This is a genomic window from Malaciobacter marinus (genome assembly GCF_003544855.1).
GTDB lineage: Bacteria > Campylobacterota > Campylobacteria > Campylobacterales > Arcobacteraceae > Malaciobacter > Malaciobacter marinus.
Map to the genome: position 1 here is coordinate 1,348,578 of NZ_CP032101.1, position 24,775 is coordinate 1,373,352.

A 24,775-nucleotide genomic window follows, 5' to 3' on the forward strand; every position below is an offset into this window, starting at 1 on the left:
TTATTTATCTCTTTGTTTGTCTAGCCAAACCATTACACCTTTTTGTGCATGTAGTCTGTTTTCTGCTTCTTGGAAAATTAGACTTTGTGGTCCTTCAATTACCTCTTGACTTACTTCATAATCTCTATAAGCTGGTAAACAGTGAAGGAATATTGCTTTTTTATGGGCTAAGTTCATCATATTATCATCTACAATATATCCATCAAAATCTTTAACTCTTTTCTCTTTTTCGTCCTCTTGTCCCATTGATACCCAAGTATCAGTAGTAACAACAGTTGAACCTTTTACTGCTTCTTTTGGATCATTTGAAATAACTATTTTTGCACCAGAATTTTTAGCTTCATTTAAAGCATTTTTCAAAATTGTATCATCTACTTCATAATCCTTTGGTGTTGCAATTCTTAATTCAAAACCTAATTTAGCAGCCATATTTAACCATGAATGAGCCATATTATTACCATCACCAATATACGCAACAATCAAATCTTTATCTAAACCTGCTTCTTGTATAGTCATATAATCAGCCATTAATTGAACAGGATGAAATTCATTTGTTAATCCATTAATTACAGGAACTTTAGAATATTTTGCAAACTCTTCTAATTTGCTTTGTTCAAATGTTCTAATCATAACCATATCTACCATTCTTGAAATAACTCTACTAGTATCACTCATAGGTTCACCTCTACCTAATTGAATATCATTTGATGATAAAAATAGACCAATTCCACCTAATTGATAAATACCTGTTTCAAAACTAACTCTTGTTCTTGTACTACTTTTTTCAAAAATCATTCCAAGAGTTTGTTTTGGCATATAATCTTTAAAAACTCTATTTTTTGTTTCTTTTTTTATTTTTTTTGCAAGATTAAGAATCTCTAGAATTTCTTCTTTTGTATAATCTGTTAATGTTAAAAAATGTCTCATACTATTTACCTTTTATATTGTAAAGCGATTATTATATATAAGTTGTCTTTATTTGTTTCTTAATTAAATTTTTATATTAAATTCTTTTAGTAAAAAGCTTCTGCTAAAGCACTATAAAAACGCTACAGAGCCCTTAAAATAACATTTTAGTGACTTTTTATGTTATCGCTATTTAAGAGATACTGTCTTAAAATTTCACATATTCAAAAGGAATGGAAATGATAAAAGAAGTACTAAAAAGAAATGGAACAACCAAAGAGTTTCAAAGTTTTAAAATTGAAGATGTAATAAAAAAAGCTTTTAAAAGCGTAAATACAAAATATGATAAAACAATTTTCTTTAATGTATTGGAACTTTTAGAACAAAAAAGAGTAATTGCAGTTGAAGATATACAAGATTTTATTGAAAAAGAGTTATATAAAGCAAGATATTTTGAAGTAATGAAATCTTTCATGCTTTATAGACATATGCATAAAATGCAAAGAGAACATGTATTAGGATTAGACAAAGATACGACTTATATTAATTGTACACAAACGATTCAAGAGTATATTAATAAAACGGATTGGAGAATTAATGCTAACTCAAATACTGGTTATTCTCATGCAGGTTTAATTAATAATAGTGCAGGAAAAGTAATTGCAAATTATTGGTTGGATAAAATTTACTCAAAAGAAGAGGGCTATGCCCATAGAAATGCTGATTATCATATTCATGATTTGGATTGTTTAAGTGGATATTGTGCAGGTTGGAGTCTAAGAGTATTATTAGATGAAGGTTTTAATGGCGTAAGAGGAAGAGTTGAAAGTTGTGCTCCTAATCATTTTAGAGAAGCATTAGGCCAAATGGCAAATTTTTTAGGTATATTACAAAGTGAATGGGCTGGAGCTCAAGCTTTCTCTTCTTTTGATACTTATTTAGCTCCATATGTTTTTAAAGATAAATTATCTTATTTAGAAGTGAAGAAAAATATTAGAAGTTTTATTTATAATCTTAATGTTCCTGCACGTTGGGGACAAAGTCCTTTTACAAATGTTACTATTGATTGGACAGTGCCAGAGGACTTAAAAGATCAAATACCAACAAAAAGACAAGAACATTTATTTAATGATTTTCATGATGATGAATTATTTGAGATTATTAAAGAAAAAGGATATTTAAGTTTCAAAGATTTAACTTATAAAGATTTTCAAAAACAGATGAATATGATAAATAAAGCTTTTTATGAAGTAATGACAGAGGGTGATAAAACAGGTCAACCTTTTACTTTCCCAATCCCTACAGTAAATATTACAGAAGATTTTGATTGGTATGGAGAAAATACAGATATTTTATTTGAAAATAGTGCAAAAATTGGTTCATCATATTTTCAAAACTTTATAGGAAGTCAATATATAAAAGATGAAAATGGAAATTTAATTCCAAATGAAAAAGCTTATAAGCCAGGGCATGTAAGAAGCATGTGTTGTAGGTTGCAACTGGATTTAAGAGAACTTCTTAAAAGAGGTGGAGGTCTTTTTGGTAGTGCAGAAATGACTGGAAGTATCGGTGTTGTTACAATTAATATGGCAAGACTTGGATATATTTTCAAAAATGATAAAACTGCATTATTTGAAAGACTTGACGAATTAATGTTACTTGCAAAATCGACTTTAGAGAAAAAAAGAGAGTTTATTCAAACACTTTATGATAGAGGATTATTTCCATATACAAAAAGATATTTGCATCATTTTAATAATCATTTTTCAACTATAGGTATTAATGGTATAAATGAAATGATTAAGAACTTCTTTGATTTAAAAGAAGATATATCAACTAATGTGGGAATAGAGTTTTCACATGAGATACTAGATCATATGAGAGAAAGAATGGTTGAGTTTCAAGAAGAGACTGGAAATTTGTATAACCTTGAAGCAACACCAGCAGAAGGAACAACTTACCGATTTGCAAAAGAAGATAAAAAAAGATTTAAAGATATTGTACAAGCTGGATTTGATAAAAATATATATTATACAAACTCATCTCAGCTTCCAGCAGACTTTACAGATGATATTTACGAAGCATTAGATTTACAAGATGACTTGCAAGGTAAATATACAGGAGGAACGGTACTTCATTTATATATGAGAGAAAGAGTAAGTTCAACAGAAGCTTGTAGAAAATTGATTAAAAGTGTAATTTCAAATTATACTTTACCTTATATTACAGTTACTCCACTTTTCTCTATTTGTCCTACTCATGGATATATAAGTGGAGAGTTTGAATATTGTCCAAAATGTGATGAAGAAATTTTAAAAAAGGAGTTAGAAGAATGGAAAGTTACAAAATACCAAAACACTTAGAAAGTGAAAGAACAAAATGTGTAGTTTATACTAGAGTTATGGGTTATCATAGACCAGTTGAAAGTTTTAATATAGGGAAAAAAGGTGAACATAAACAAAGAGTTAAATTTATCGAAAAAAATAATATATGATATTACTCGATTTACAACTTTAGACTATAAAGATAATTTATCTTGTATTGTATGGTTTATATCATGCAATATGAGATGTCAATATTGTTATAATAGTAATATTGTTTTGTCAAAAGAAGGAAATTATGAAATTAAAGATTTATTTACTTTTTTAGAAAAAAGAGTAGGGCTTTTAGATGCTGTTGTATTAAGTGGTGGTGAAGCTACAATGCATAATTTAGAACCAATTTGTAAGAAAATTAAAGCAATGGGATTTAAAATAAAGCTTGATACTAATGGATTAAATACAAAATTAATAAAAACTTTGATTGATGAAAAATATATTGATTATATTGCTTTAGACTTTAAAGCTACAAAAGATAAATTTGAAGAGATAACTAAAACAAATCAATATAATAAATTTCTTGATACATTAAATTTTTTGATTGATAAAAACTTTGATTTTGAAGTAAGAACAACTTTACATGAAGAGTTATTAAATGAAAATGATATAAATAAAATAGTTGATACCTTAGTAAGCAAAGGCTACAAAAATAGCCTTTATATACAAAATTTTTTAAATGTAGAAAATTTTGCTAATCTTAAAGAATCTAAAAAAGTTTTAAATAAAGATTTATTAAGTAATAAATTAAATATTATCTGGAGAAATTAAATATCCTTGTCCTGAAATATTTTTGATTAAAGTTTTAGAGGTTTTTGCTCTAATTCTTTTTATAAAAGTTCTTAATCTTTCATCTGTAGCCTCTTCTCTTTCCCATAAGGTTTTTTTGATTTTTTCAACTGAAACACTATTTGGATGGCTTTTAATTAATAAGTATAAAAAATCTTTTTCTCTTTTAGTCAAATTTATGATTTTATCATTTTTATCAAATAAATTGTTTTTGTTTCTATCAAAATACAAATCTTCAGAAAGTTTAAATACCTTTTTTTTATCAAGTTTAGTAGCTAAGGATATAAGATAATCTAAAACTTCATCTGGATCAAATGGTTTTATAAAATATTTTGTAATCCCAATATCAATCGCATTTAAAAGTTTCTCTTTTTCTGAAAATGCACTTAGTACAATTACTGGAATAGAATCATCTATTTGTTTTATTTTTTCAGTCATAGCTAATCCATCAAGTTTGGGCATCATAATATCTGTGATAATTATATCAGGCTTTATAATTTTCATTTTTTCTAAGCCTTCTTGCCCATTTTTTGCTAAAGTGAAGCTAAAAAAATAATCTCCTATGGCATCTTTTAGTAATTTTGCAATGTTTACTTCATCCTCTACTAGTAAAACTTTGAACTCTTTTAGTACATTCTTTGGCACAGATATCTCCTAGGTTAATTAGTAATTAAATTAAAATTATAGAATTTTTTTTTAAAAGTTAGGTAAAAGCAAAATAATAAGTATAAATTATATTAAAAAATTGCTATAAAATGGAGGCTAAAATGAATTAAGGAAACTTTTATATTATAATTATAGAAAAAAGAATATAATATGATATTAATTTTACATAAAGAGGATAATATGCACGTAGGTTTTATTATTGAACATTGGGATAATATTGAACCTTTAAAAAGTTCTACGTTACTAATCATAAAAGAGTGCCTCAAAAGAGGTCATAAGGTTTCAGTGCTTTATACAAATAATTTAACAGTAAGAAATAATATAGTTCATGGTTTTATACAAACAATCATAGATATACCAAAGATACCAGAAAATATTGTCTCTTTTTATAAAAAAGTTGAATTTGAAAAAAAGCTAACAGCTTTGCATGCTTTTGATTGTATTATGTTAAGAAAAGACCCACCTATTAATCCATTGGTTTTAAATTTTTTAGATGCAATTAAAGATGAGACAGTTATTATAAATGATGTAGATGGTATAAGAAAAGCAAATAATAAATTATATACAACAACTTTTCATGATCCAAATAATACTTTTTTACCAGTAACTCATGTTTCTGGAAGTAAAAAATATATAAATAAAATCATTGAAGAATCACCTGATGAAAAGTTTATTTTAAAACCATTAGATGGTTCAGGTGGAAGAGGTGTGATTGTATTAGAAAAAAATGCAAAGTCAAATATAAATTCATTATTAGACTTTTATATAGATAAATCAGGTGACAAATATGTTATTTTACAAGAGTATATAAAAGGAGCTGAAAATGGTGATGTTCGAGTTTTGATGCTAAATGGAAAATTTATTGGAGCATATAATAGAAAACCAGCCGATGGAGAAATAAGAGCTAATATACAAGCTGGAGGAAGTGCGCATAAATATGAGCTAACAGATAGTCAAAAAAAAGTTTGTAGAAAAGTTGGAACAAGCTTACTTGCAGATGGACTGTTTTTTGTAGGCTTAGATATGATTGGGGATAAGATATTAGAAGTAAATGTTTTAAATCCTGGAGGAATAACAAATATTAATAAACTAAATAAATTAAAACTACATCAAAATGTAGTTGACTTTTTAGAAGAAAAAGTTGATGAAAAAATTGAGAAGAGGGCAGAATTAGAGTATTTACTTAAGAGACTTAATGAATTAAGAGAGTAATTTATTATGAATGCACAAGATACTCAAAAATTTATTGAAATAGCTTCTGGTGTTGCAGAAGTTATAAAATCAATAAAAAATGAAAGAAACTATGAAAAAGCAGCACAAATATTAATTGAAAAAGATATCTCAATTTCTGAATTAGTTCGAAGGACATTAAGACTTTCAATTATAGATTTAGCAAAATTAAGTGATATTGTAATAAACCTTAGAAAAAAGTAAGATTTTAAATCTTACTTTTTTACACAAATAGTTCTTAGTTCATATTTTCCTGTTCTATAATTTAATACTTTCTCTTTTTTATATCCATAACCTTTTTTTATGCAATCGTCTTTTTTAAATTTTGATATATCTTGACTACAACCTACAAAAATAAATAAACTCATTAAAAATAACAAAACTGTAGTTTTCATTACAGCCTCCTTGTATAGTCTAATTTTACTATTATAAGGTAGCATGAAAGTGTCAATAATAAATAAATAATTTTAAAGTGGAATATTAATTGTAAATATAAGTCCTTTATTACTATTTTTCGCAAACATTGTTCCATTTAAACTTTTTTCAATTATAAGTTTAGACATAAAAAGACCAAGTCCTGTTCCATTACTTTGATGTTTTGTTGTAAAATAAGGTTCAAATATTTTATCTAAAGTATTTTCATCAACTCCTCTTGCATTGTCACTAAATGTAACTTGTGCAAATTCTTGTGACTCAATAGTGACTTGCTTGATACTTATGATTATCTCTTTATTTTCAATATTTTTTTTATTAAATGCATGTGCAGAATTTTGTAAAAAGTTAATAATAACTTGAGAAAATTCATTTGATACGCCAAAAACTTCTAAATCAATATACTCTTTTTTTATATTGATATTTTCCTTTTGAATAAGTTTTCTTGTTATATTTAAACTTTCATCAATTGAATTTTTTAAATTAAATTTTTCTTTTTCTTTGTTTGGATTAAAAAAATTCGAAAAATCATCTATAGTTTGAGACATATTTGAAATAATCTCTTTGCTATCTTTGTAGTATTTTTCAAGTTCATCAAACTCTTGATTAGAAGCAGATTTTTTTACATTAAATAGAGCAAGATTTAATTCAGTTAAAGGTTGTCTCCACTGATGAGCAATATTTGCTAGCATTTGTCCTAAACTCGCCATTCTTGATTGCCAAAAAAGAATTTTTTGCTTTTGTTTATTTTTTTCAATTTCGTTTTTTACTCTTTGTTCTAATGTTTGATTTAGTTCTTTTAATTGTTTTGTTTGTTCTTGAACTCTCATCTCCAAAGTTTTATTTAAAAGTTTTAACTCTTTATCTTTTTTTTCTAAGTTTTTCTTTAATTCAACTTCTTGTGTTACATCATAACGAATTGCAATAAACTCTTTGATATTTCCATCTTTATCAAGAATAGGAGTGATAGTAGTATTTAAGTAAACACTTCTTCCTTCTTTGGTTAAGTTTTTAACTGTAGATTTATAAGTTTTTTTATTAAATTTTATTGTTTCCCAAAGGTTTTTAAAGTGTTCACTAGGAATATCAGGGTGTCTTACAATATTGTGATTTTTCCCTAATAATTCCTTTTTTGAGTAGCCAAATATATTACAAAACTCATCATTTACAAAAGTAATTATTCCATCAATATCTGTTTTTGATACAATATTACTATTTTCTATTGCTTCTTGATAAGTATTTTTAGGCATTTTAATTCTTATTTAAAAATTCACAAGCCTCTTTTGCATGATAAGTAATTATCATATTAGCACCTGCTCTTTTAAAGCCTATTAATGTTTCAATCATTACTTTTTCATAATCAACTAGACCAGCATTTCCCGCATGCTTAAGCATAGCGTACTCTCCACTTACATTATATGCGCAAAGTGGAAGGTTTGAGCTATTTCTTATATCTCTTATTACATCCATAAAAGCAAGAGCTGGTTTAACCATTAAAATATCTGCACCTTGTTTTTCATCTTCAAGTGATTCCTCAATAGCTTCTAATCTATTTGCAGAGTTCATTTGATATGTTCTTCTATCTCCAAAAGAAGGAGTTGATTCAGCAACATCTCTAAAAGGTCCATAGTATGCACTTGCAAATTTAGTTGAATATGCCATTATTGGAAGATTTTCAAAACCATTTGAGTCTAATGTTGTTCTTAAAACTTCAATAATACCATCCATCATACCACTTGGCGCAATCATATCTGCACCTGCTTTTGCATGAACTAAAGCTTGTTGTGCAGAAAGTTCTAATGTTTTATCATTATCAACTGTTTTTGTTTTTGGATCAAGTATTCCACAATGTCCATGATCAGTGTATTCACAAAAGCATAAATCAGTAGCAATGAACATATCTGGAACTTTTTGTTTAATAGCTTTGATTGTTCTTGCAATAATACTCTCTTCACAAAGACATTCGCTTCCTACTGAGTCTTTAACATCAGGAATACCAAATAACATAATTGATTTTAATCCAATAGAATAGATATACTCACACTCTTTAATTATTTCATCAATACTCATTTGAAATACACCTGGCATTGATTCAACTTCTTTTTTTATATTTGAACCCTCTTTTACAAAAAGGGGATACATAAAGTCATTTTTAGAAAGTGTTGTTTCTTGTAGCATATTTCTTAAATTTTCATTTATTCTTGTTCTTCTAAATCTTTTAAACATTTTGTACCTTTAATTTTACCAAAATAAAAAAGAATTTAAATTATTTTTTACAAAAGGTTCTTTTTTAATTTGGTATTTGTTATAATTTTGGTTATTTTATCACTATAAGGTTTAAAGGCGAATGAATATACAACAATCAAATATTGCTAACCTACCTACAAAATATGGAAAATTTAGAATAAAAGCTTATAAAGATAATAATCAAGAGCATTTAGCCATTATGTCATTAGATTTTGAACAAATAGAAGTTCCTTATGTAAGAATTCATTCTGAATGTCTTACAGGCGATACATTAGGAAGTTTAAAATGTGATTGTCAAAATCAGCTTGAATTGGCACTAAAGTTCATATCAAAAGAGGGTGGTTTGATAATATATCACCGGCAAGAAGGAAGAAATATAGGTTTATTAAATAAGGTTAATGCCTATGCTTTGCAAGATCAAGGAAGAAATACTATTGAAGCAAACTTGGAACTTGGATTTAAAGAAGATGAAAGAGATTATAAAGTTATAAAATATATTTTTGATGATTTAAAGATAAACAAATTAAAATTAATTACAAATAATCCTAAAAAAATCGATTATGTAAAATCTTTAAATGTTGAATTAATAGAAAGAATTCCTTCAATTACAAAAGTAAATAAGTATAATAAATACTATTTAAATACAAAAAAAGATAAAATGGGGCACCTTTTATAAGATGAATAATTTAAAAAATAGTTTAAAAAGTAATAATTTAGAATTTGATGATAAGTTTTATGAAAGATGCAATGAGTTTATTAAACTTCTTCAAAAGTGGGGTAAGGTCCATAATCTTAGTGGAAGTTTACATGAAAATGATATAATCGAAAATATAGTTGATTCTGTATATCCTTTATCTTTTATTAATAATTTTGAAAGTTTTGCTGATATTGGGACTGGGGCAGGGTATCCTGGTCTTTTACTTGCAATTTCAAAACCAAATATCAAATGTTACTTAATAGAACCAAGGATAAAAAGAGTTGCTTTTTTAAATTTTGTTAAAAATAGTTTAGGTTTACAAAATGTTGAAGTTATTTGTAAAAGAGTAGAAGAAGTAAAAGATATTAAAGTTGATTTAATAACATCTAGAGCTGTAACTAATACAAGTTTATTGTTAGATTTAACAATAAATATCTCTAAAGATAATTGTAGTTTTCTTTTTTATAAAGGTAGCATGTTAGAAGATGAGATAAAAAAAGCAAAATTAGATAATTGTACAATAATAAGTAGAAAAGAAAGAAATTATTTGTATTTGCAAAAATAATTAATATATGAAGGTAAATAATGATATTTAAAATATTAGCAGTTGTAATAGTTTTATTTTTAGTTTATATAATCTTTTTTAAAAAAGATAGAGAAGGTGTTATAAAAACTAACAAAAAAAAAGAAAATATTGAAGATGTTATGGTTGAGTGCCCAAGTTGTGGAACTTATGTTTCTAAAAAAGAGGGTATTTTAAGTAATGGAAAATATTTTTGTTCAAAAGAGTGCTTAAATAGTTAAGGAAAATATAATGATATTAATAGGCGATAAAAATATCCCATATGAAACATTGACAAAAGTTTCTACAATCGAAGAATTAGCGAAAACTAAAGCAAATACAATGGTAGTTTTTGAATATATACAAAGTTTAGTTGATTATTGTTTTAAAAATAATTTATCATATGGTGTTATTATAAAAGATTTAAAAGAAGCTATTTATTCAAATGCCTTAGAAGCAAAATATATAATTTGTGATAAACAATTAGCTCAAAGTATTCAAAATACAGCAGATAATTATATGTTTGATTCAAAAGTTTTAGCAATAATTGAATCAAATGAAGAGTTTGAAGATATAACAAAACAACAAATTGATGGGGTTATTTATAATTATTTATTAAAATAAATAATCATTAAATTGAAAAAAATATTACTTCATTAATTTACTTAAGAATAAGTCAGCTTTAGATAAAATATCTACTTTTTAGAAATAAATATATTAAAGATAGGACTATTGTGAAAGAGATATTAGATATTATTGTTTTATTGTTATTTGTATTTATGTTAGCAATGTTTATAATAGGCTTCAATAAACAACAAATCAAAAAACACAAAAATAAACTCGAGGAAAAAGAGAAAAGAAAGAAGGACAAGATAGATGAATAAACCATTATTGATTGAGATTGGTGTTGAAGAATTACCAGCAATTCCATTTTTAAAAGAGTTAGCAAACATTGAAAAAAAATGGAGTGATATATTAGAAAAAAACAAATTATTATGTGGTTTTGATTTCTTTTATACACCAAGAAGATTGGTTTTATGGCACAGAGAGTTTCCTGTTTCTCAAGCTAATAGCGTGGTAGAACAGTTTGGTGCACCTATTAAAATTGCTTATAAAGATAATAAACCAACAAATGCAGCAATTGGCTTTGCTAAAAAGTGTGGTGTAGAAGTTGAAGATTTAGAGCAAATTGATAAAGGAAAAGGACCTGTTTTATATTTCAAACAAGAAGTAATAGGAAAGCAAAGCACTACTTTATTAAATGAAATGGTAAATGAATTTATTAACTCTTTAAATTTTGGTAAATCAATGAGATGGGGAAGTAGAACTGATAGTTTTATTAGACCTATTAGAAGCTTATCTATTCTTTTAGAAAATGAAATAGTTGAAGCAGAGTTATTTGGAGTAAAATCATCTAATTTTTCATTTGCCCATAGAATGGTTTCATATGAGCCATTTACATATGATTTTGCAGGAGATTATTTTTGTAAATTAGATAAAAATGGAGTTATTTTATATCCAGATGAAAGAAGAAAAATAATTTTAGAGCAAATGAAAGAGATAGAAGTTTCAAATGATGTGAAAATTGATATTGATGCAGATTTATTAGAAGAAATTGTTGCAATTACTGAATATCCCACAGCACTTATTGGAAAATTCGATAAAGAGTTTTTAGAACTGCCTGAAGAAGTTATTGTTACATCTATGAAAGAACATCAAAGATATTTTGCAGTTTATAAAAATGGAGAATTATCAAATAATTTCATTGTAGTATCAAACTCAAAAACAGATGATTTTAGTGCAATTATTGCTGGAAATGAAAAAGTATTAAGACCAAGATTATCGGATGCTATGTTTTTTTATAAAAATGATATTTCAAATGGTTTAAATAATGAGGGATTGAAAAATCTTGTTTTTGTTGAAGGTCTTGGATCTATGTATCAAAAATGCGAAAGAGAAGCAAAAATAGCTTCATATCTTGCAAATAAATTTGATGAAACAAATAAAGAACTACTTCAAAAAGCAGTTATGTTAAGCAAAGCTGATTTAATGTCTGAAATGGTTTATGAATTTACAGAATTACAGGGACTAATGGGATATTATTATACAAAAATTGCAAATGAAGATGATTTAGTTTGTATGGCATTAAAAGAGCAATATTTGCCAGATGGAGAAGACTCAAACCTGCCATCAAGTAAATTTTCTGCAATTGTTGCATTATCATACAAGCTTGATAACTTAATGGGCCTATTTAGCGTAGGTAAAATTCCAACTGGTTCAAAAGACCCATTTGGATTAAGACGTGCAGCTGCTGGTATAGTAAAAATTGCAATGGAACATAAACTAGCAATAAATTTAGATGAAATTATAACAGATTTATCAAGTAGTTATAAAGGCTTAGATAAATCACAACTTTTAGATTTTTTTAACGAAAGATTATTTAAAATTTTTGAAGTAAATCCATCTGTTTTAAAAGCTGTTTTAGGAAGTGGTGAAAAAAATGTGTATGAAATATCTTTAAAACTTTGTGCTTTAAATCCAATTGTTCAAAGTGATGATTTTAAAGAGATATCTACAACATTTAAAAGAGTTGCTAATATAATAAAAGATATGGATATAGACAAAACATTAGAAGTAAAAGATTCTTTATTAGAAGATAATGAAGAAAAAGAATTATATGAAGCATATAAAGCAGTAAGTTCAAAACAATTTGATGATTATGAAATTCAATTGGATGAATTATTTGGTTTAAAAACACAATTAGATAATTTCTTTGATAATGTATTTGTAAATCATGAAGATGAAGCTATAAAAACAAATAGAAAAAACTTAATTGCTTTAGTATATCAAGCTTTTAAAAATATTGCTGATATTAAAGAGATTACTATATAATCTAAATACAATACAAATCTCCAAAATGGGGATTTGTATACTCTACACTTAAAATTTTCAAAAAAGTATTTAAGAATAATTGATTCATTAAATAGAGAATAAGATTCTATTTATACTATTCTGTAATAAGTTTATAAACATCACTCTTTTCTATATTTAATTCATTTGCTATATCTTTTATTTTAATATTTGAATTAATATTATTTATACCTTTTGATTTTAAAGCTTTTAATGCATACTCTAAGTTTATATTTCCCATATCACTTAACTCTTGTAAAGTTTTTCTTCCTAATCTTTGAGGTGGTGGTTTAATAGCTATAACTTCAACATTAGTATTGTTATTAGAAGATGTTTTTGTAATATTTTCACTCCAACTACTTTTAAAAGTTTCTCCTAAATCTAGAAATCCTTTAAAAGGTTGAATATGTGTTAATGTACCAATAACAAAAAATGCATTTAATATAAAAGCTATTAGAAACTCTTTTTTAGTAAAAGATATTTTTTTAGTAGAGTCTTTTAAATAATTAACAATAGGTTTCCAGTTATAATAAATATGCAATATTCCAAAAAATAATAATGTAATCATGGAAGTATTATGTAATTCTTGATATTGTACTTTATCCAGACCAAAAAGATGCCAGTCTAACCACCTTGAAACTCTACCATGAGGTGCAACAAATAAAATAATACCTGTATAACTCATTATTAAAAATGAAAAACCTAAACTTAATGATGTTATTTTTCTCATGATTATAATCCTTATTATAAATCAATTCTTAGATAATAATTATATCACCTATTTACTAAATAGATATAATATATGCTTGGATATAAGATGAAATCCTTACTTATTTTACAATACTCTAAGGAGTGAAAAACTACACTATTATTATCATTTAAAGTTTATAAAACAAACAAATAAATAAAGGACTAAAATGAAGAATTTATTTTTATTAATAATACTTATTTTTACTTTCAATGGATGTGCTACTTGGAAGGGTATTAAAAAAGATAGTAATGATGCTTGGAAAGCAACTAAAGATGGAAGTTCAAAAATCTACAAAGAGACAAAAGAAACAATTCATAAAGCTACAGAGTAGTTTAATTTAATAAAATTTCATCAAAGGAACAAAAATTATTATTGTAGGTTTATTGTTGAATGATTACAATTTATAAAGGAGAACAATGTTCCTATGATGAAATAATTGATAAGATAAAATTTAATATGAATAATTGTTTGAATTTAAATGTATAATATATAATTGTATGAATATTTAGATGAAATTTTATCTTACCATTGCAGAAAATATAACAATTTACTACTATAAAAGTGGATGGGGTAGTAGGATTCGAACCTACGAATGACGGCACCAAAAGCCGTTGCCTTACCACTTGGCGATACCCCAATAATAATGGAGCTGGTGATAGGATTTGAACCTACGACCTGCTGATTACAAATCAGCTGCTCTAGCCAACTGAGCTACACCAGCAAAATAATAATTTTAATATGTCTTAAAATTATAGGCGGAATTATATTGAATTATAATTAAAATAAACTTAAAAAATAAACTTTTAATGATGAATTTTAAATTTTAATATGGTGTCAAGAGAGAGACTTGAACTCTCGACCTCCGGCTTATGAGACCAGCGCTCTAGCCAGCTGAGCTACCTTGACATATTAAAATTTTGATTGGTTGCGGAAACAAGATTTGAACTTGTGACCTTCGGGTTATGAGCCCGACGAGCTACCTGACTGCTCTATTCCGCGTCTTTTAAGTGGATGGGGTAGTAGGATTCGAACCTACGAATGACGGCACCAAAAGCCGTTGCCTTACCACTTGGCGATACCCCAAATTTAAGTCTCGAAATTATAGTCAAAAAAAAATAAATTGTCAAGTATTTTATAATTTTTTTTGGATTTTTTGATATAATATTGAAGAAATTAAATAAAAAAAGAGTTATTATGTCAGCTATAAAAAGAGTAAAAGAAGCAATTGAAGAAATAAAAAAAGGAAATATGGTCATCATGTTAGATGATGAGGATAGAGAGAATGAAGGTGATTTAGTTTATGCAGCAGCTTTAAGTACAGCAGATAAAGTAAACTTTATGGCATCAAATGCAAAGGGTTTAATTTGTGTATCTGTTACAAAAGAAACAGCAAATAAATTAGATTTAAATCCAATGGTTGAATCAAATACTTCATCTTATGAAACTGCATTTACAGTTTCAGTTGATGCAGTTGATGCAGCAACTGGTATTAGTGCAGGAGAAAGAGATGATACTATTAAAATTTTAGCTAACCCTGTATCAAAACCACAAGAACTTGTGCGACCTGGACATATTTTTCCATTAATCGCAAAAGATGGTGGAGTTTTAGTTAGAACTGGGCATACAGAAGGAAGTGTAGATTTATGTAAACTTGCAGGTTTAAATGGTGAAGCTGTTATTTGTGAAATAATGAAAGATGATGGAACAATGGCAAGAAGAGATGATTTAGATATTTTTGCACAAAAACACAAGTTAAAACAAATTTATATTTCAGATTTAGTAGAGTATAGATTATCTCATGAAAAACTAGTAGAAGAAACATCAAGTAATGAAGTGGACTTTTTTGGTTCAAAAGCAATAAAAAAAGAGTTTAAAGATCATTTAGGAAATATTCATACAGCAATAATTTTTAAAGAATTAAATGACATATCACATGTAAAGTTTCATACAATTATCCCAGATATTGAACTATTCTTAAATGGTGAAAAAGTACATTCATTATTAAAAACAATTAATTTCTTACAAGCAAAAGGTGGAATACTTATCTTTTTAAGTGATAAAAGAACAAATAAAGAATCACAAAAAGATTATGGTATTGGGGCACAAATTTTAAATAGTTTAAATATCAAAAAAATAAAACTTATGACAAGTGGAGGTAAACATTCATTTGTTGGGCTTCAAGGGTTTGGATTAGAAATTTGTGAAGAGATACAAATTGAAGGTTAATTAGAAGCTAATAGCTTTTGAATCTAAAAGAAGTAGTTTTTTAACTACTTCTTTTAATTGTTTGTTCTTATTAAAGTTGTGGACCTGCTGTTGTAAAATCAAATTCACTTTCTAAAGTAAGATATTTTTTAAAGTTTTCTATATACATTCCTGCAAGTTTTTTTGCAGTTTCATCATATGCTTCTTTATCTTCCCATGTATTTCTTGGATTTAATACTTCTGTATCTACTCCACTTAAAGTTTTAGGAATTAATAAATTGAAATATGGAAGCATTTCAAATTCAGAAGAGTTAATTGAACCATCTAAAATCCCATTTATACAAGCTCTTGTATTCTTAATACTCATTCTTGAACCAATGCCATAAGGGCCACCAGTCCATCCTGTATTTACTAAAAATACGTTTACATTATGTTTATCAATTTTCTTACCTAAAAGTTCAGCATATACAGTAGGATTTAATGGTAAAAATGCTTCACCAAAACAAGATGAGAAAGTAGCAACAGGTTCAGTAATACCTCTTTCTGTCCCTGCTACTTTTGCAGTATAACCACTTAAAAAGTAATACATAGCTTGATCTCTAGTAAGTTTTGAAACAGGAGGTAAAACTCCAAATGCATCAGCACATAAGAAAATAATATTTTGTGGATGTCCACCTTTCATATCAGGAGTGTGATTTTCTATATGTTCTAAAGGATAAGAAACTCTAGTATTTTCTGTTTTACTACCATCAGTATAGTCAACAACACCATTTTCATCATATATTACATTTTCTAAAATCGCACCTTTTTTAATGGCACCAAAAATTTCTGGTTCAGAGCTTTCATCAAGATTGATTACTTTTGCATAGCAACCACCTTCAAAATTGAAAATTCCATTATCATCCCATCCATGCTCATCATCACCAATTAATGCTCTATTTGGATCAGTAGATAATGTAGTTTTTCCAGTTCCTGAAAGACCAAAGAATAGGGCAGTGTCACCATCTTTCCCAATATTTGCAGAACAATGCATTGAAAGTTTACCTTCTAAAGGAAGCCAATAGTTCATCATTGAGAAAACACCTTTTTTCATCTCACCAGCATACCAAGTACCACCGATAATTGCACAGTTTTCTTCAACATTAAATACTACATAAACTTCTGAGTGTAAGTTATGACTTACATATGATTTATCAATTGTTTTACAAGAGTTATATATTGTAAAATCAGGTTTAAAATTGTCTAATTCTTCTTTTGTTTGTGGAACAATAAACATATTTTGAATAAAATGAGCTTGCCAAGCAACTTCTGTAATAAATCTAACAGATTTTCTACTATCTAAACTAGCACCACAATAAACATCTGTTATGTATAAATCTTTATTACTTAATTGTTTCTTTGAGTTTGTTAATAGGTCTTCATATACATCTTTTGTAACAGCTTGATTTATATCACCCCAAGAAATATATTTATTTGAGGGGTCTTGATTTACAAAAAATTTATCTTTAGGGCTTCTTCCCGTAAAGATACCAGTATCAATCATTAGTGCACCAGTTGATGAAACTTTAGCACCTTCATTGTCAACAGCGTGTTTTATTAGGGTGTCTACATCAAGATTTCTATAAACTTTCCCTACATTTTCAAGTCCAAGTGAGTTTTCTATATCAGGCATTTATACTTCTTTCCTACTATTATTATATTATTATTTAAAAATCGATAAAAGTACACCAGCAGCTACGGCAGAACCAATAACTCCAGCAACATTTGGACCCATTGCATGCATAAGCATAACATTTGAAGGGTCATATTTTTGTCCTTCTTTGCTTACAACTCTAGCAGCCATTGGAACTGCTGAGACTCCAGCTGCACCAATTAAAGGGTTTATTTGATTATCTTTTGAACTAACTTTATTCATTATTTTAGCCATTATAAGCCCTGCAGCAGTACCTGCAGCAAATGCAACTAGTCCAATTACCATAATTCCCATAGTTTCAGCAACTAAAAATTGTTCAGCAGCAAGTTTTGAACCAACTCCTAGCCCTAGAAAAATTGTAACTATGTTAATTAAAGCGTTTTGCATTGTATCAGAAAGTCTCTCAACAACTCCTGATTCTTTTGCAAAATTACCAAAACAAAGTGCCCCAATAAGTGGTGATGCATCTGGTAAAATAAGTAAAGTAAGCACTAATACAACAATAGGAAAAACAATTTTTTCAAGTTTAGAAACTTTCCTCATTGATCTCATTTTAATTTTTCTTTCTGCATCAGTTGTAAGTGCTCTCATTATTGGAGGCTGAATTACAGGAACTAAAGCCATATATGAGTAAGCAGCAACAGCAATTGCACCTAATAATTCAGGAGCTAGTGCAGAAGCTATAAAAATAGATGTTGGACCATCTGCTCCACCAATAATAGAAATAGCAGCAGCTTGTTGTAAACTAAACTCAATACCTGGAACATATTGTGAAAGTACAACTGCACCAACTAAAGAACCAAATATACCAAATTGTGCAGCTCCACCCAATAGAGCTGTTTTTGGATTTGCAAGAAGAGGACCAAAGTCAGTCATAGCTCCCACACCCATGAAAATAAGTAATGGGAAGAATTCATTTGCAATACCCATATTGTAAATAATACCAAGCATACCATGATCACCGGCAATATTTGCAATGGGTATATTAGCTAATATTCCTCCAAAACCAATTGGAATTAAAAGTAAGGGTTCAAAACCTTTTTTAATTGCTAAATAAAATAGTACAAAACAGATAATAATCATAAGTACTCTACCAAAGCTTTGAGCAAAAAGAGTCATGTCTTCTCCATGAGAATCTTTTACTCCTTCTTTTGGATTAATAATTGCGTTAAGTCCTGTAGTATGATAAAATGACTTAATTAATTCTGGTAAAGTTCTTGATTCATATTCTGCTTTTTCAGTTTGTGTAGTTTCATGACTTGTAGTAGCTGCAAGTGCATTAACACTGCAGATACTCATCAAAAAAACAAAAATTGATATAATTAGATTTTTCTTCATCATTACTCCATTTATTAGCTAATAATAGCTAAAGATTGTCCCTCATCAACTGCTTCATTTTGAGATACTAAAATTTTTGAAATTGTACCAGCTTGTGGTGCATTAATATCAATTTCCATTTTCATAGCCTCTAAGATCATTATTTTTTGATCTTTTTCAACTTTTTCACCTTCTTTAACTAAAACTTTCCAAACATTACCATTTACTGCTGCTGGAACTTCTTGTTGATCTCCTGATGTTTCTACAGGTGTTGATGATGTTTCTGCAGGTGTAATTTGAATATTAGCATCACCTTCTGCAACTGTTACATTAAATTTTTGTCCATCTACTACTACAGTGTAGTTTCCACTAGCATTATTCATATTTTTACTTTCCCCTTGTTTACAAACTTTTTCATTTTTTCTTACACTTAAAGGACTATCACCTTTTAAGAATGCAATTCCTTTTTCATCGCAAGCAGCTGCAATAAAAATATTTTCTTCTGTAGCTTCAATGTTTTCTTCATTTAATCTTTTTTCCCAATATGCCATAGTTTTCTTTTCATCTCTATCTGCTATATCTAAAGGATTTTCAGAAGTTGGTTCTAGTTTTAATTTTTCAGAAGCTAATTTTACTACTTCTTCATCTGGTTTTGTAGGAGTTTTTCCAAAGTACCCAAGAACCATTTTCCCATAACCTGGAGCAATTTGTTTCCATGGTCCAAACATCACATTTGCATATGCTTGTTGCCAATAAAATTGTGAAACAGGAGTAACAGATGTTCCATATCCACCTTTTTCTACTACTTCTCTCATTGCTTTAATTACATCTGGAAATTTATCTAAAGTTCCATTGTCTCTCATCATTTGTGTATTTGCAGTTAAAGCTCCACCAGGCATTGGTGAGAAAGGAATTAAAGGAGATACTTGAGTAGCTTCTGGTGGGATAAAGTAATCTTTTAAACAATCAGTTAAAACTTCTTGGTATTTTAATATTTTTTCAGTATCAAGTCCACCAAGATCATAGTTTTTCCCTTTTACTGCATGTAGCATTGTTAAAATATCAGGTTGAGATGTACCTCCACTAACTGGACTTGCAGCTAAGTCAATACCATCAGCTCCTGCTTCTAATGCAGCTAAATAACAAGCTATTGATACACCAGCAGTTTCATGAGTATGAAGTCTTATATGTGTATCATCACCAACAAGTTTTCTTGCCATTTTAATAGTTTCATAAATTTTTTGAGGAGAACTTGTACCTGAAGCATCTTTGAAACATATTGAATCATAAGGTACATTGCTATCTAAAATATTTCTTAAAGTTTTTTCATAAAAAGGGACATCATGAGCTCCAACACAGCCAGGAGGTAAATCCATTAAGGTTACAACAACTTCATGATTTAAACTATATTTTTTAATACATTCAGCAGAATATTCCAAGTTTTGAACATCATTTAATGCATCAAAGTTTCTAATAGTAGAAACACCATGTTTTGCAAACATTTTTGCATGCATTTCAACAAGTTCCCTTGAACCTGTATCAAGCATAACTGTATTTATTCCTCTTGCTAAAGTTTGAAGATTTGCATCTGGACCGACTATTTCTCTGAATCTATCCATCATATCAAAAGCATTTTCTCTTAAATAAAAGAATAAAGATTGAAATCTCGCTCCTCCACCAAACTCAAAGTGAGTTATTCCAGCATCTTTCGCAGCTTCAACAGCTGGAAAGAAATCCTCCATTAGAACTCTACCACCAAAGACAGATTGAAATCCATCTCTAAAAGTAGTATCCATGACATCTATATATTTCTTCGCCATTTTATATTAACCTTTAAGATTTTCATGATGTTGAACAGCAGCCATGATAGCAGCTATTTTTGTAGAATTAGAAGCAACAGGTGCTTGCGGTTTTTTTACAGGTTGTTTTTCCTTCTCAGGAAAATACTTACTTATTAAGGCAGCTTGCCCTTTAAGCACAAAAATTAAAATTATCAAAAATGAGAATACAACTCCCATTCCTAAAACCATAAACTTGAGTGCTTCAATTATTATATTTTCTTCCATATTACTCTCCGTGGTTACCACTGTAATTTGTAAGTACAATTTTATATTAAAGTAGCTTTATTAAAATTTATAAATGACCACTTTTTTACTAAAGTTTTGGATTTTTTTCAATAAGTTAACATTTAAAGAATTTTTTCTCCAAGTTTATATATAATTATATCAATTTTATATGCAATTTCTATTACAAAATCAGTAAAATTTAAAAATTTTTCTCCCATTTTTAATCCTTTGTGAAATTTTATGCCAAATTATAATATTTTTTATTAAAACTATTGAAAAATATTTCAAATTGTAATATAATTATTTAAAATTTATGTATGGAGTGATTTTATGTTGTTTGTTAGCGAAATTGTTGAGAAATTAAAAGATGTAATTAGTGCAGATGGTAAAATAGGAAAGGTTTTTGATAAAGATGTTGCAAATGAACTTGAATTAAGTCAAGCAAATTTTGCTACTATGAAAAATAGAGGAAAAATTCCTTTTCAGAATATTCTTGATTTTTGTGCAAAAAAAAGAATTTCTATTAACTGGTTACTATATAATCAAAATCCCAACTCTTTATTAGATTCTACAGATAAATATTGGATAAAATATTATCCAGACATTAGAGTAAGTGCTGGTGGTGGTGCCTATGAAGATGATGAAAGTTTAGAGTTATTAGAAGTGCCTGAATATTTTATACGAATGCTTGGTGGACAAGAAAATTTAAAAAATATTGATGCTATAAATGTTATAGGTGATTCAATGGAACCTACATTAAACTCTGGAAATATTATTTTTTTAGATAAAACTAAAATTGATTCAAGAAGAGAAGGAATATATGCTTTTACAACAATTCATGGACTCTTTGTCAAAAGAATTCAACAAAGAGTAGATGGTCAGTTAGATATAATCTCTGATAATAAAGATTATCCAAAACAAATATTAGAAGCAAATGATATTAATATTTTAGGAAAAGTTGTAGGATCTTTTGGAATGGTGTATTAATTAAAAAGCAAGTGTAGTTTGCATTTGCTTTTGGTTTATTAATTCCAATATATCTTCATATTTATATCCAATCAAATATGCAGCATTAAATTGATTTTCTTTTAAGTATTCTTTTACTTTATAAGCATCTTCAAGAATTATTTGTTTAGCAAAAAAATTATTTATATACTTATTTGTAATAAAAAGTTTTGTTCCAAATTTGTAATTTGTCTTTAAATAATTAATTTCTTCTTCAATAAAGTCAATATTTTCTTGAATTATTAGAAATTTATTACTTTTACCAAATTCAGTTTGATTTATAAATTTATCAACAAAAAGTGGTCTAAGTAAAGTTGAGTTTTTTAGTTTTGAAAAATCTACTTCATCATTTAAAAACTCCCATGCTGTAAGTAACTCTTTTATATATAGTGTTGAAACTTTTATTTTTTGAAAATATATATCTTTATAAGTAAATGATGTTTCAAAAATAGTATGTTCAATTATATTTTTAATATCTTCTTTTTTTACAAATTGTATTTGTTGGTTTTTTGGATATAAATTATTCATGAGTTTATTATTACAAAAAATAAGTTTATCTTTATCTTCTATATAATCCAAAATCTTCAATGCATCATTAATATTTTTGATAAGTTTTAATTGTGTATTTTGAGAATTTTTAAGACATTGAATAAAATTGAAAACAGTTTTTTCGCAATTGTACGCATATAAATCATAATTTGATAGTTTAAATCTTATAAGTTTAACTAAGGCTTCATCTAAATTATTAACTTTAATCCATGCAATCTCAAAATCTGTAACTGTTACATTTGAATCAACTAATATTAAAAAAGCACCATTATTTATTGCTATATTGATATCATCTAAATTTTTTGCAACAAAAAGATCACCTTCTTTTACTTTTAAAGCTTCAAGTTTAATATTATAAATAAATGAAATAGAAGGAGAGTTTAGTGTCTCTCCATCTATAATATCGATTATTGATGAAACTTTCACTAGCTTATTTTAGTTCCAGAAATTTTTGTTTTCTCAGGTCTAATTAAACATAAACCATTTTCATCTTTTGCTGCTAAAAGCATACCTTCACTTAACATACCCATTAGTTTTGCTGGTTTTAAATTTGCTACAACACAAGCTTGCGTTCCAATTAATTCTTCAGCTTTATAAAACTCTTTAATTCCTGCTAACACTTGTCTGTTTTTCTCTTCTCCTACATCTACTTGTAGTTTTAGAAGTTTTTTAGATTTTGGTACTTCAACTGCATCAATAATTGTTCCAACTTTTATTGTAGTTTCAAAAAACTTATCAATAGTAATTAGATTATCTATTTCTTCTTTTTCTTCTTTTTGTTCAACTTCATTCTTGTCTTTTTTAACTTCTGGAGCACCTTTTAATATAGGTTCTTCAATTCTAGGGAAAAGTTGTTCAACTTTTGTAATTGTAGTAGTTGATAATAAACCTTTATTTACTATTAGTTCTTTATATAGCTCTGTATTTACGTTTATTCCTAAAGATTGAGCAATCTTAGAGATTTTTTCAGGCATAACAGATTGAAGTAAAATTGCACATTTTGCCATAATATTTGTAATTAATGCTACAAGTGCCATAGCTTCATCTGTTTTACCTTCTTTCATTTTTGTCCATGGTTCATAATCACCAATTGCTTTGTTTGCTATTGTTAAAACTTTCCATATTTCTTCAAGATATCTATTGATTTGCATATTGAAGATTAACTCTTCTACATTTTCTAAAATAGAGTTAACTTCATCTAACTCTTTTTTATGATATTTCTCTACATTTGCAGAATCAATTTTAAAATCAAAATATTTTCCACTCATACCAGAAATTCTATTTAAAAGATTTCCTAAATCATTTCCCAAATCAGAGTTTATTCTGTCAATTAGTGCTTTTTGTGAAAAATCACCATCTTGACCAAAAGGAACTTCTCTTAATATAAAATATCTAAAAGCATCTAATCCGTAAGCATCAGCTACTTCTTTTGGATCAACTACATTTCCTTTTGATTTAGACATTTTTTCACCATCTCTTGTCCACCAACCATGTGCTGCAATATGTTTTGGTAAAGGAAGTTCTAAACTCATTAAAAATGCTGGCCAGTAAATTGAGTGAAATCTTAAAATATCTTTTCCAACTAAATGAATACTTGCTGGCCAAAAATCAAACTCTTTTTCATCTCCTCCATAGCCAAGTGCTGAAATATAATTAATTAGTGCATCAAGCCAAACATACATTACATGTTTTGGCTCATTTATAGAATCAGGAAGTTTTACTCCCCATTCAAAAGATGTTCTTGAAATAGAAAGATCTCTTAAACCACCTTTTACAAAATTAATAATTTCATTCTTTTTAGATCTTGGTAAAATACAATCTTCGTTCTCTTCATACCATTTTAGTAGTTTATCTTCATAAGCTGATAGTTTAAAAAAGAAACTCTCTTCTTTTACTATTGAAGTTGGCTTACCACAGTCAGGACAAAATTGTTCATCAATTAATTGTTTTTCTGTAAAAAATGTTTCACAAGATACACAATAAAATCCTTCATATTCACCTTTATATATATCACCTTTTTCATACATCTTTTCAAATGCTTTTTGAGCACCTAGTTTATGTTGTTCATCTGTTGTTCTAATAAACTTATCATAAGTAATATCAAAGTCATCCCATAATTTTTTAAATTTTCCAGATACTTCATCTGCATACTCTTTTGGTGTTTTACCCCTAGCTTGAGCACTTTGAGCAATTTTTTGACCATGCTCATCTGTACCTGTTAGAAAGTAAGTGTTATGACCAGTAAGCCTAGAGTATCTTGCTAGCATATCTGCGATAATAGTAGTATAAGCGTGACCTATGTGTGCCACGTCATTTACGTAATAAATTGGTGTTGTGATATATACATTTTTACAAGTTTCTTCCATTTTTTACCT

Annotated in this window: 26 protein-coding genes and 5 tRNA genes; 14 read left to right on the plus strand and 17 right to left on the minus strand. The window is 27.6% G+C overall.

The window, feature by feature from the left end; translation table 11 throughout:
* Positions 1-927, minus strand: a complete 927-nt coding sequence (gene argF / locus AMRN_RS06645) for an ornithine carbamoyltransferase (RefSeq protein ID WP_099310151.1) — start codon at positions 925-927, stop codon at positions 1-3.
* Positions 928-1,145: 218 nt separating this feature from the next.
* Here argF and AMRN_RS06650 point away from each other — a divergent pair, with 218 nt between their 5' ends.
* From AMRN_RS06650 to AMRN_RS06660, 3 genes are read left to right on the plus strand one after another with little or no spacing between them, the layout of a single operon-like run.
* Positions 1,146-3,269: a ribonucleoside triphosphate reductase gene (locus tag AMRN_RS06650; RefSeq protein ID WP_099310152.1), complete on the plus strand. Its 2,124-nt coding sequence runs from the start codon at positions 1,146-1,148 to the stop codon at positions 3,267-3,269.
* Positions 3,239-3,400 (plus strand): anaerobic ribonucleoside-triphosphate reductase, encoded by a 162-nt coding sequence (gene nrdD / locus AMRN_RS14325; RefSeq protein WP_118897390.1) that lies wholly within the window; start codon positions 3,239-3,241, stop codon positions 3,398-3,400. Before AMRN_RS06650 ends, nrdD begins: the two co-directional genes overlap by 31 nt.
* Positions 3,354-4,052 (plus strand): anaerobic ribonucleoside-triphosphate reductase activating protein, encoded by a 699-nt coding sequence (locus tag AMRN_RS06660; protein ID WP_099310153.1) that lies wholly within the window; start codon positions 3,354-3,356, stop codon positions 4,050-4,052. Before nrdD ends, AMRN_RS06660 begins: the two co-directional genes overlap by 47 nt.
* On the opposite strand, the gene AMRN_RS06665 is transcribed toward AMRN_RS06660, so the two are convergent.
* Positions 4,029-4,715: a response regulator transcription factor gene (locus tag AMRN_RS06665; RefSeq protein ID WP_099310154.1), complete on the minus strand. Its 687-nt coding sequence runs from the start codon at positions 4,713-4,715 to the stop codon at positions 4,029-4,031. The two genes, AMRN_RS06660 and AMRN_RS06665, sit on opposite strands and share 24 nt — an antisense overlap.
* A 171-nt stretch (positions 4,716-4,886) precedes the next feature.
* On the opposite strand from AMRN_RS06665, the gene gshB reads away from it, so the two are divergent.
* On the plus strand, positions 4,887-5,948 hold the full coding sequence (gshB, locus tag AMRN_RS06670; RefSeq protein WP_228150781.1) for a glutathione synthase: 1,062 nt from the start codon (positions 4,887-4,889) through the stop codon (positions 5,946-5,948).
* Positions 5,949-5,954: 6 nt separating this feature from the next.
* On the plus strand, positions 5,955-6,170 hold the full coding sequence (locus AMRN_RS06675) for a hypothetical protein (protein WP_099310155.1): 216 nt from the start codon (positions 5,955-5,957) through the stop codon (positions 6,168-6,170).
* An 11-nt stretch (positions 6,171-6,181) separates the two neighbouring features.
* On the opposite strand, the gene AMRN_RS06680 is transcribed toward AMRN_RS06675, so the two are convergent.
* The 3 genes from AMRN_RS06680 to hemB form a co-directional block, all read right to left on the minus strand.
* Positions 6,182-6,361 (minus strand): hypothetical protein, encoded by a 180-nt coding sequence (locus tag AMRN_RS06680; protein ID WP_099310156.1) that lies wholly within the window; start codon positions 6,359-6,361, stop codon positions 6,182-6,184.
* Positions 6,362-6,433: 72 nt separating this feature from the next.
* Complete coding sequence (locus AMRN_RS06685; RefSeq protein WP_099310157.1) at positions 6,434-7,648, minus strand: PAS domain-containing sensor histidine kinase; 1,215 nt, start codon at positions 7,646-7,648, stop codon at positions 6,434-6,436.
* 1 nt (position 7,649) lies between these two features.
* A complete protein-coding gene (gene hemB, locus AMRN_RS06690) occupies positions 7,650-8,624 on the minus strand; it encodes a porphobilinogen synthase (RefSeq protein ID WP_099310158.1) in 975 nt (324 codons plus the stop codon).
* A gap of 121 nt (positions 8,625-8,745) precedes the next feature.
* Between hemB and ribA the strand changes: the two genes are divergently transcribed.
* The 6 genes from ribA to glyS all read left to right on the plus strand — a co-directional run bounded on the left by ribA (position 8,746) and on the right by glyS (position 12,796).
* Positions 8,746-9,321: a GTP cyclohydrolase II gene (gene ribA, locus AMRN_RS06695; RefSeq protein ID WP_099310159.1), complete on the plus strand. Its 576-nt coding sequence runs from the start codon at positions 8,746-8,748 to the stop codon at positions 9,319-9,321.
* A gap of 1 nt (position 9,322) precedes the next feature.
* On the plus strand, positions 9,323-9,907 hold the full coding sequence (gene rsmG, locus AMRN_RS06700) for a 16S rRNA (guanine(527)-N(7))-methyltransferase RsmG (protein WP_099310160.1): 585 nt from the start codon (positions 9,323-9,325) through the stop codon (positions 9,905-9,907).
* 20 nt (positions 9,908-9,927) lie between these two features.
* Entirely contained in the window at positions 9,928-10,146 is a 219-nt protein-coding gene (locus tag AMRN_RS06705; protein WP_099310161.1) for a PP0621 family protein, read from the plus strand.
* 10 nt (positions 10,147-10,156) lie between these two features.
* Positions 10,157-10,528, plus strand: coding sequence for a hypothetical protein (locus AMRN_RS06710; protein ID WP_099310162.1), 372 nt, complete (start codon positions 10,157-10,159; stop codon positions 10,526-10,528).
* Positions 10,529-10,638: 110 nt separating this feature from the next.
* Entirely contained in the window at positions 10,639-10,788 is a 150-nt protein-coding gene (locus AMRN_RS14210; protein WP_165375139.1) for a hypothetical protein, read from the plus strand.
* Entirely contained in the window at positions 10,781-12,796 is a 2,016-nt protein-coding gene (glyS, locus tag AMRN_RS06715; RefSeq protein WP_099310163.1) for a glycine--tRNA ligase subunit beta, read from the plus strand. Before AMRN_RS14210 ends, glyS begins: the two co-directional genes overlap by 8 nt.
* A gap of 115 nt (positions 12,797-12,911) precedes the next feature.
* On the opposite strand, the gene AMRN_RS06720 is transcribed toward glyS, so the two are convergent.
* Positions 12,912-13,544 carry a DUF4405 domain-containing protein gene (locus tag AMRN_RS06720; protein ID WP_099310164.1) on the minus strand — a complete coding sequence of 211 codons (633 nt, stop codon included), beginning with the start codon at positions 13,542-13,544 and terminating at the stop codon, positions 12,912-12,914.
* A gap of 187 nt (positions 13,545-13,731) precedes the next feature.
* Between AMRN_RS06720 and AMRN_RS14215 the strand changes: the two genes are divergently transcribed.
* Positions 13,732-13,896, plus strand: coding sequence for a hypothetical protein (locus AMRN_RS14215; RefSeq protein ID WP_165772824.1), 165 nt, complete (start codon positions 13,732-13,734; stop codon positions 13,894-13,896).
* Between the two features lie 231 nt (positions 13,897-14,127).
* Here AMRN_RS14215 and AMRN_RS06725 read toward each other — a convergent pair.
* From AMRN_RS06725 to AMRN_RS06745, 5 genes are all read right to left on the minus strand, one after another.
* Positions 14,128-14,202, minus strand: a tRNA-Gln gene (locus AMRN_RS06725).
* Positions 14,203-14,209: 7 nt separating this feature from the next.
* Positions 14,210-14,286: transfer RNA gene (locus AMRN_RS06730), tRNA-Thr, on the minus strand.
* 108 nt (positions 14,287-14,394) lie between these two features.
* Positions 14,395-14,471 (minus strand) — tRNA-Met (locus AMRN_RS06735).
* 16 nt (positions 14,472-14,487) lie between these two features.
* A tRNA-Met gene (locus tag AMRN_RS06740) sits at positions 14,488-14,564 on the minus strand.
* A gap of 9 nt (positions 14,565-14,573) precedes the next feature.
* Positions 14,574-14,648: transfer RNA gene (locus AMRN_RS06745), tRNA-Gln, on the minus strand.
* Between the two features lie 111 nt (positions 14,649-14,759).
* Between AMRN_RS06745 and AMRN_RS06750 the strand changes: the two genes are divergently transcribed.
* Positions 14,760-15,791 carry a bifunctional 3,4-dihydroxy-2-butanone 4-phosphate synthase/GTP cyclohydrolase II gene (locus tag AMRN_RS06750; RefSeq protein WP_099310165.1) on the plus strand — a complete coding sequence of 344 codons (1,032 nt, stop codon included), beginning with the start codon at positions 14,760-14,762 and terminating at the stop codon, positions 15,789-15,791.
* Between the two features lie 70 nt (positions 15,792-15,861).
* Here the strand turns inward: AMRN_RS06750 and pckA are convergent, their stop codons facing one another.
* The 4 genes from pckA to AMRN_RS06770 are packed head-to-tail and all read right to left on the minus strand — an operon-like array spanning position 15,862 to position 20,846.
* Positions 15,862-17,442 (minus strand): phosphoenolpyruvate carboxykinase (ATP), encoded by a 1,581-nt coding sequence (pckA, locus tag AMRN_RS06755; RefSeq protein WP_099310166.1) that lies wholly within the window; start codon positions 17,440-17,442, stop codon positions 15,862-15,864.
* A gap of 30 nt (positions 17,443-17,472) precedes the next feature.
* Positions 17,473-18,801: a sodium ion-translocating decarboxylase subunit beta gene (locus AMRN_RS06760; RefSeq protein WP_099310167.1), complete on the minus strand. Its 1,329-nt coding sequence runs from the start codon at positions 18,799-18,801 to the stop codon at positions 17,473-17,475.
* Between the two features lie 14 nt (positions 18,802-18,815).
* Positions 18,816-20,600: a biotin/lipoyl-containing protein gene (locus AMRN_RS06765; RefSeq protein ID WP_099310168.1), complete on the minus strand. Its 1,785-nt coding sequence runs from the start codon at positions 20,598-20,600 to the stop codon at positions 18,816-18,818.
* A gap of 6 nt (positions 20,601-20,606) precedes the next feature.
* The gene (locus AMRN_RS06770; RefSeq protein WP_099310169.1) at positions 20,607-20,846 is read right to left on the minus strand and encodes an OadG family protein; all 240 of its coding nucleotides are present in this window, start codon (positions 20,844-20,846) and stop codon (positions 20,607-20,609) included.
* Between the two features lie 330 nt (positions 20,847-21,176).
* On the opposite strand from AMRN_RS06770, the gene AMRN_RS06775 reads away from it, so the two are divergent.
* Positions 21,177-21,833, plus strand: a complete 657-nt coding sequence (locus tag AMRN_RS06775) for a S24 family peptidase (RefSeq protein ID WP_099310170.1) — start codon at positions 21,177-21,179, stop codon at positions 21,831-21,833.
* Here AMRN_RS06775 and AMRN_RS06780 read toward each other — a convergent pair whose 3' ends face one another.
* Together AMRN_RS06780 and metG are read right to left on the minus strand one after the other, a co-directional pair.
* The gene (locus AMRN_RS06780) at positions 21,834-22,826 is read right to left on the minus strand and encodes a peptidoglycan synthetase (RefSeq protein ID WP_099310171.1); all 993 of its coding nucleotides are present in this window, start codon (positions 22,824-22,826) and stop codon (positions 21,834-21,836) included.
* Positions 22,826-24,766, minus strand: a complete 1,941-nt coding sequence (metG, locus tag AMRN_RS06785) for a methionine--tRNA ligase (protein ID WP_099310172.1) — start codon at positions 24,764-24,766, stop codon at positions 22,826-22,828. Before metG ends, AMRN_RS06780 begins: the two co-directional genes overlap by 1 nt.
* Positions 24,767-24,775 lie beyond the last annotated feature (9 nt).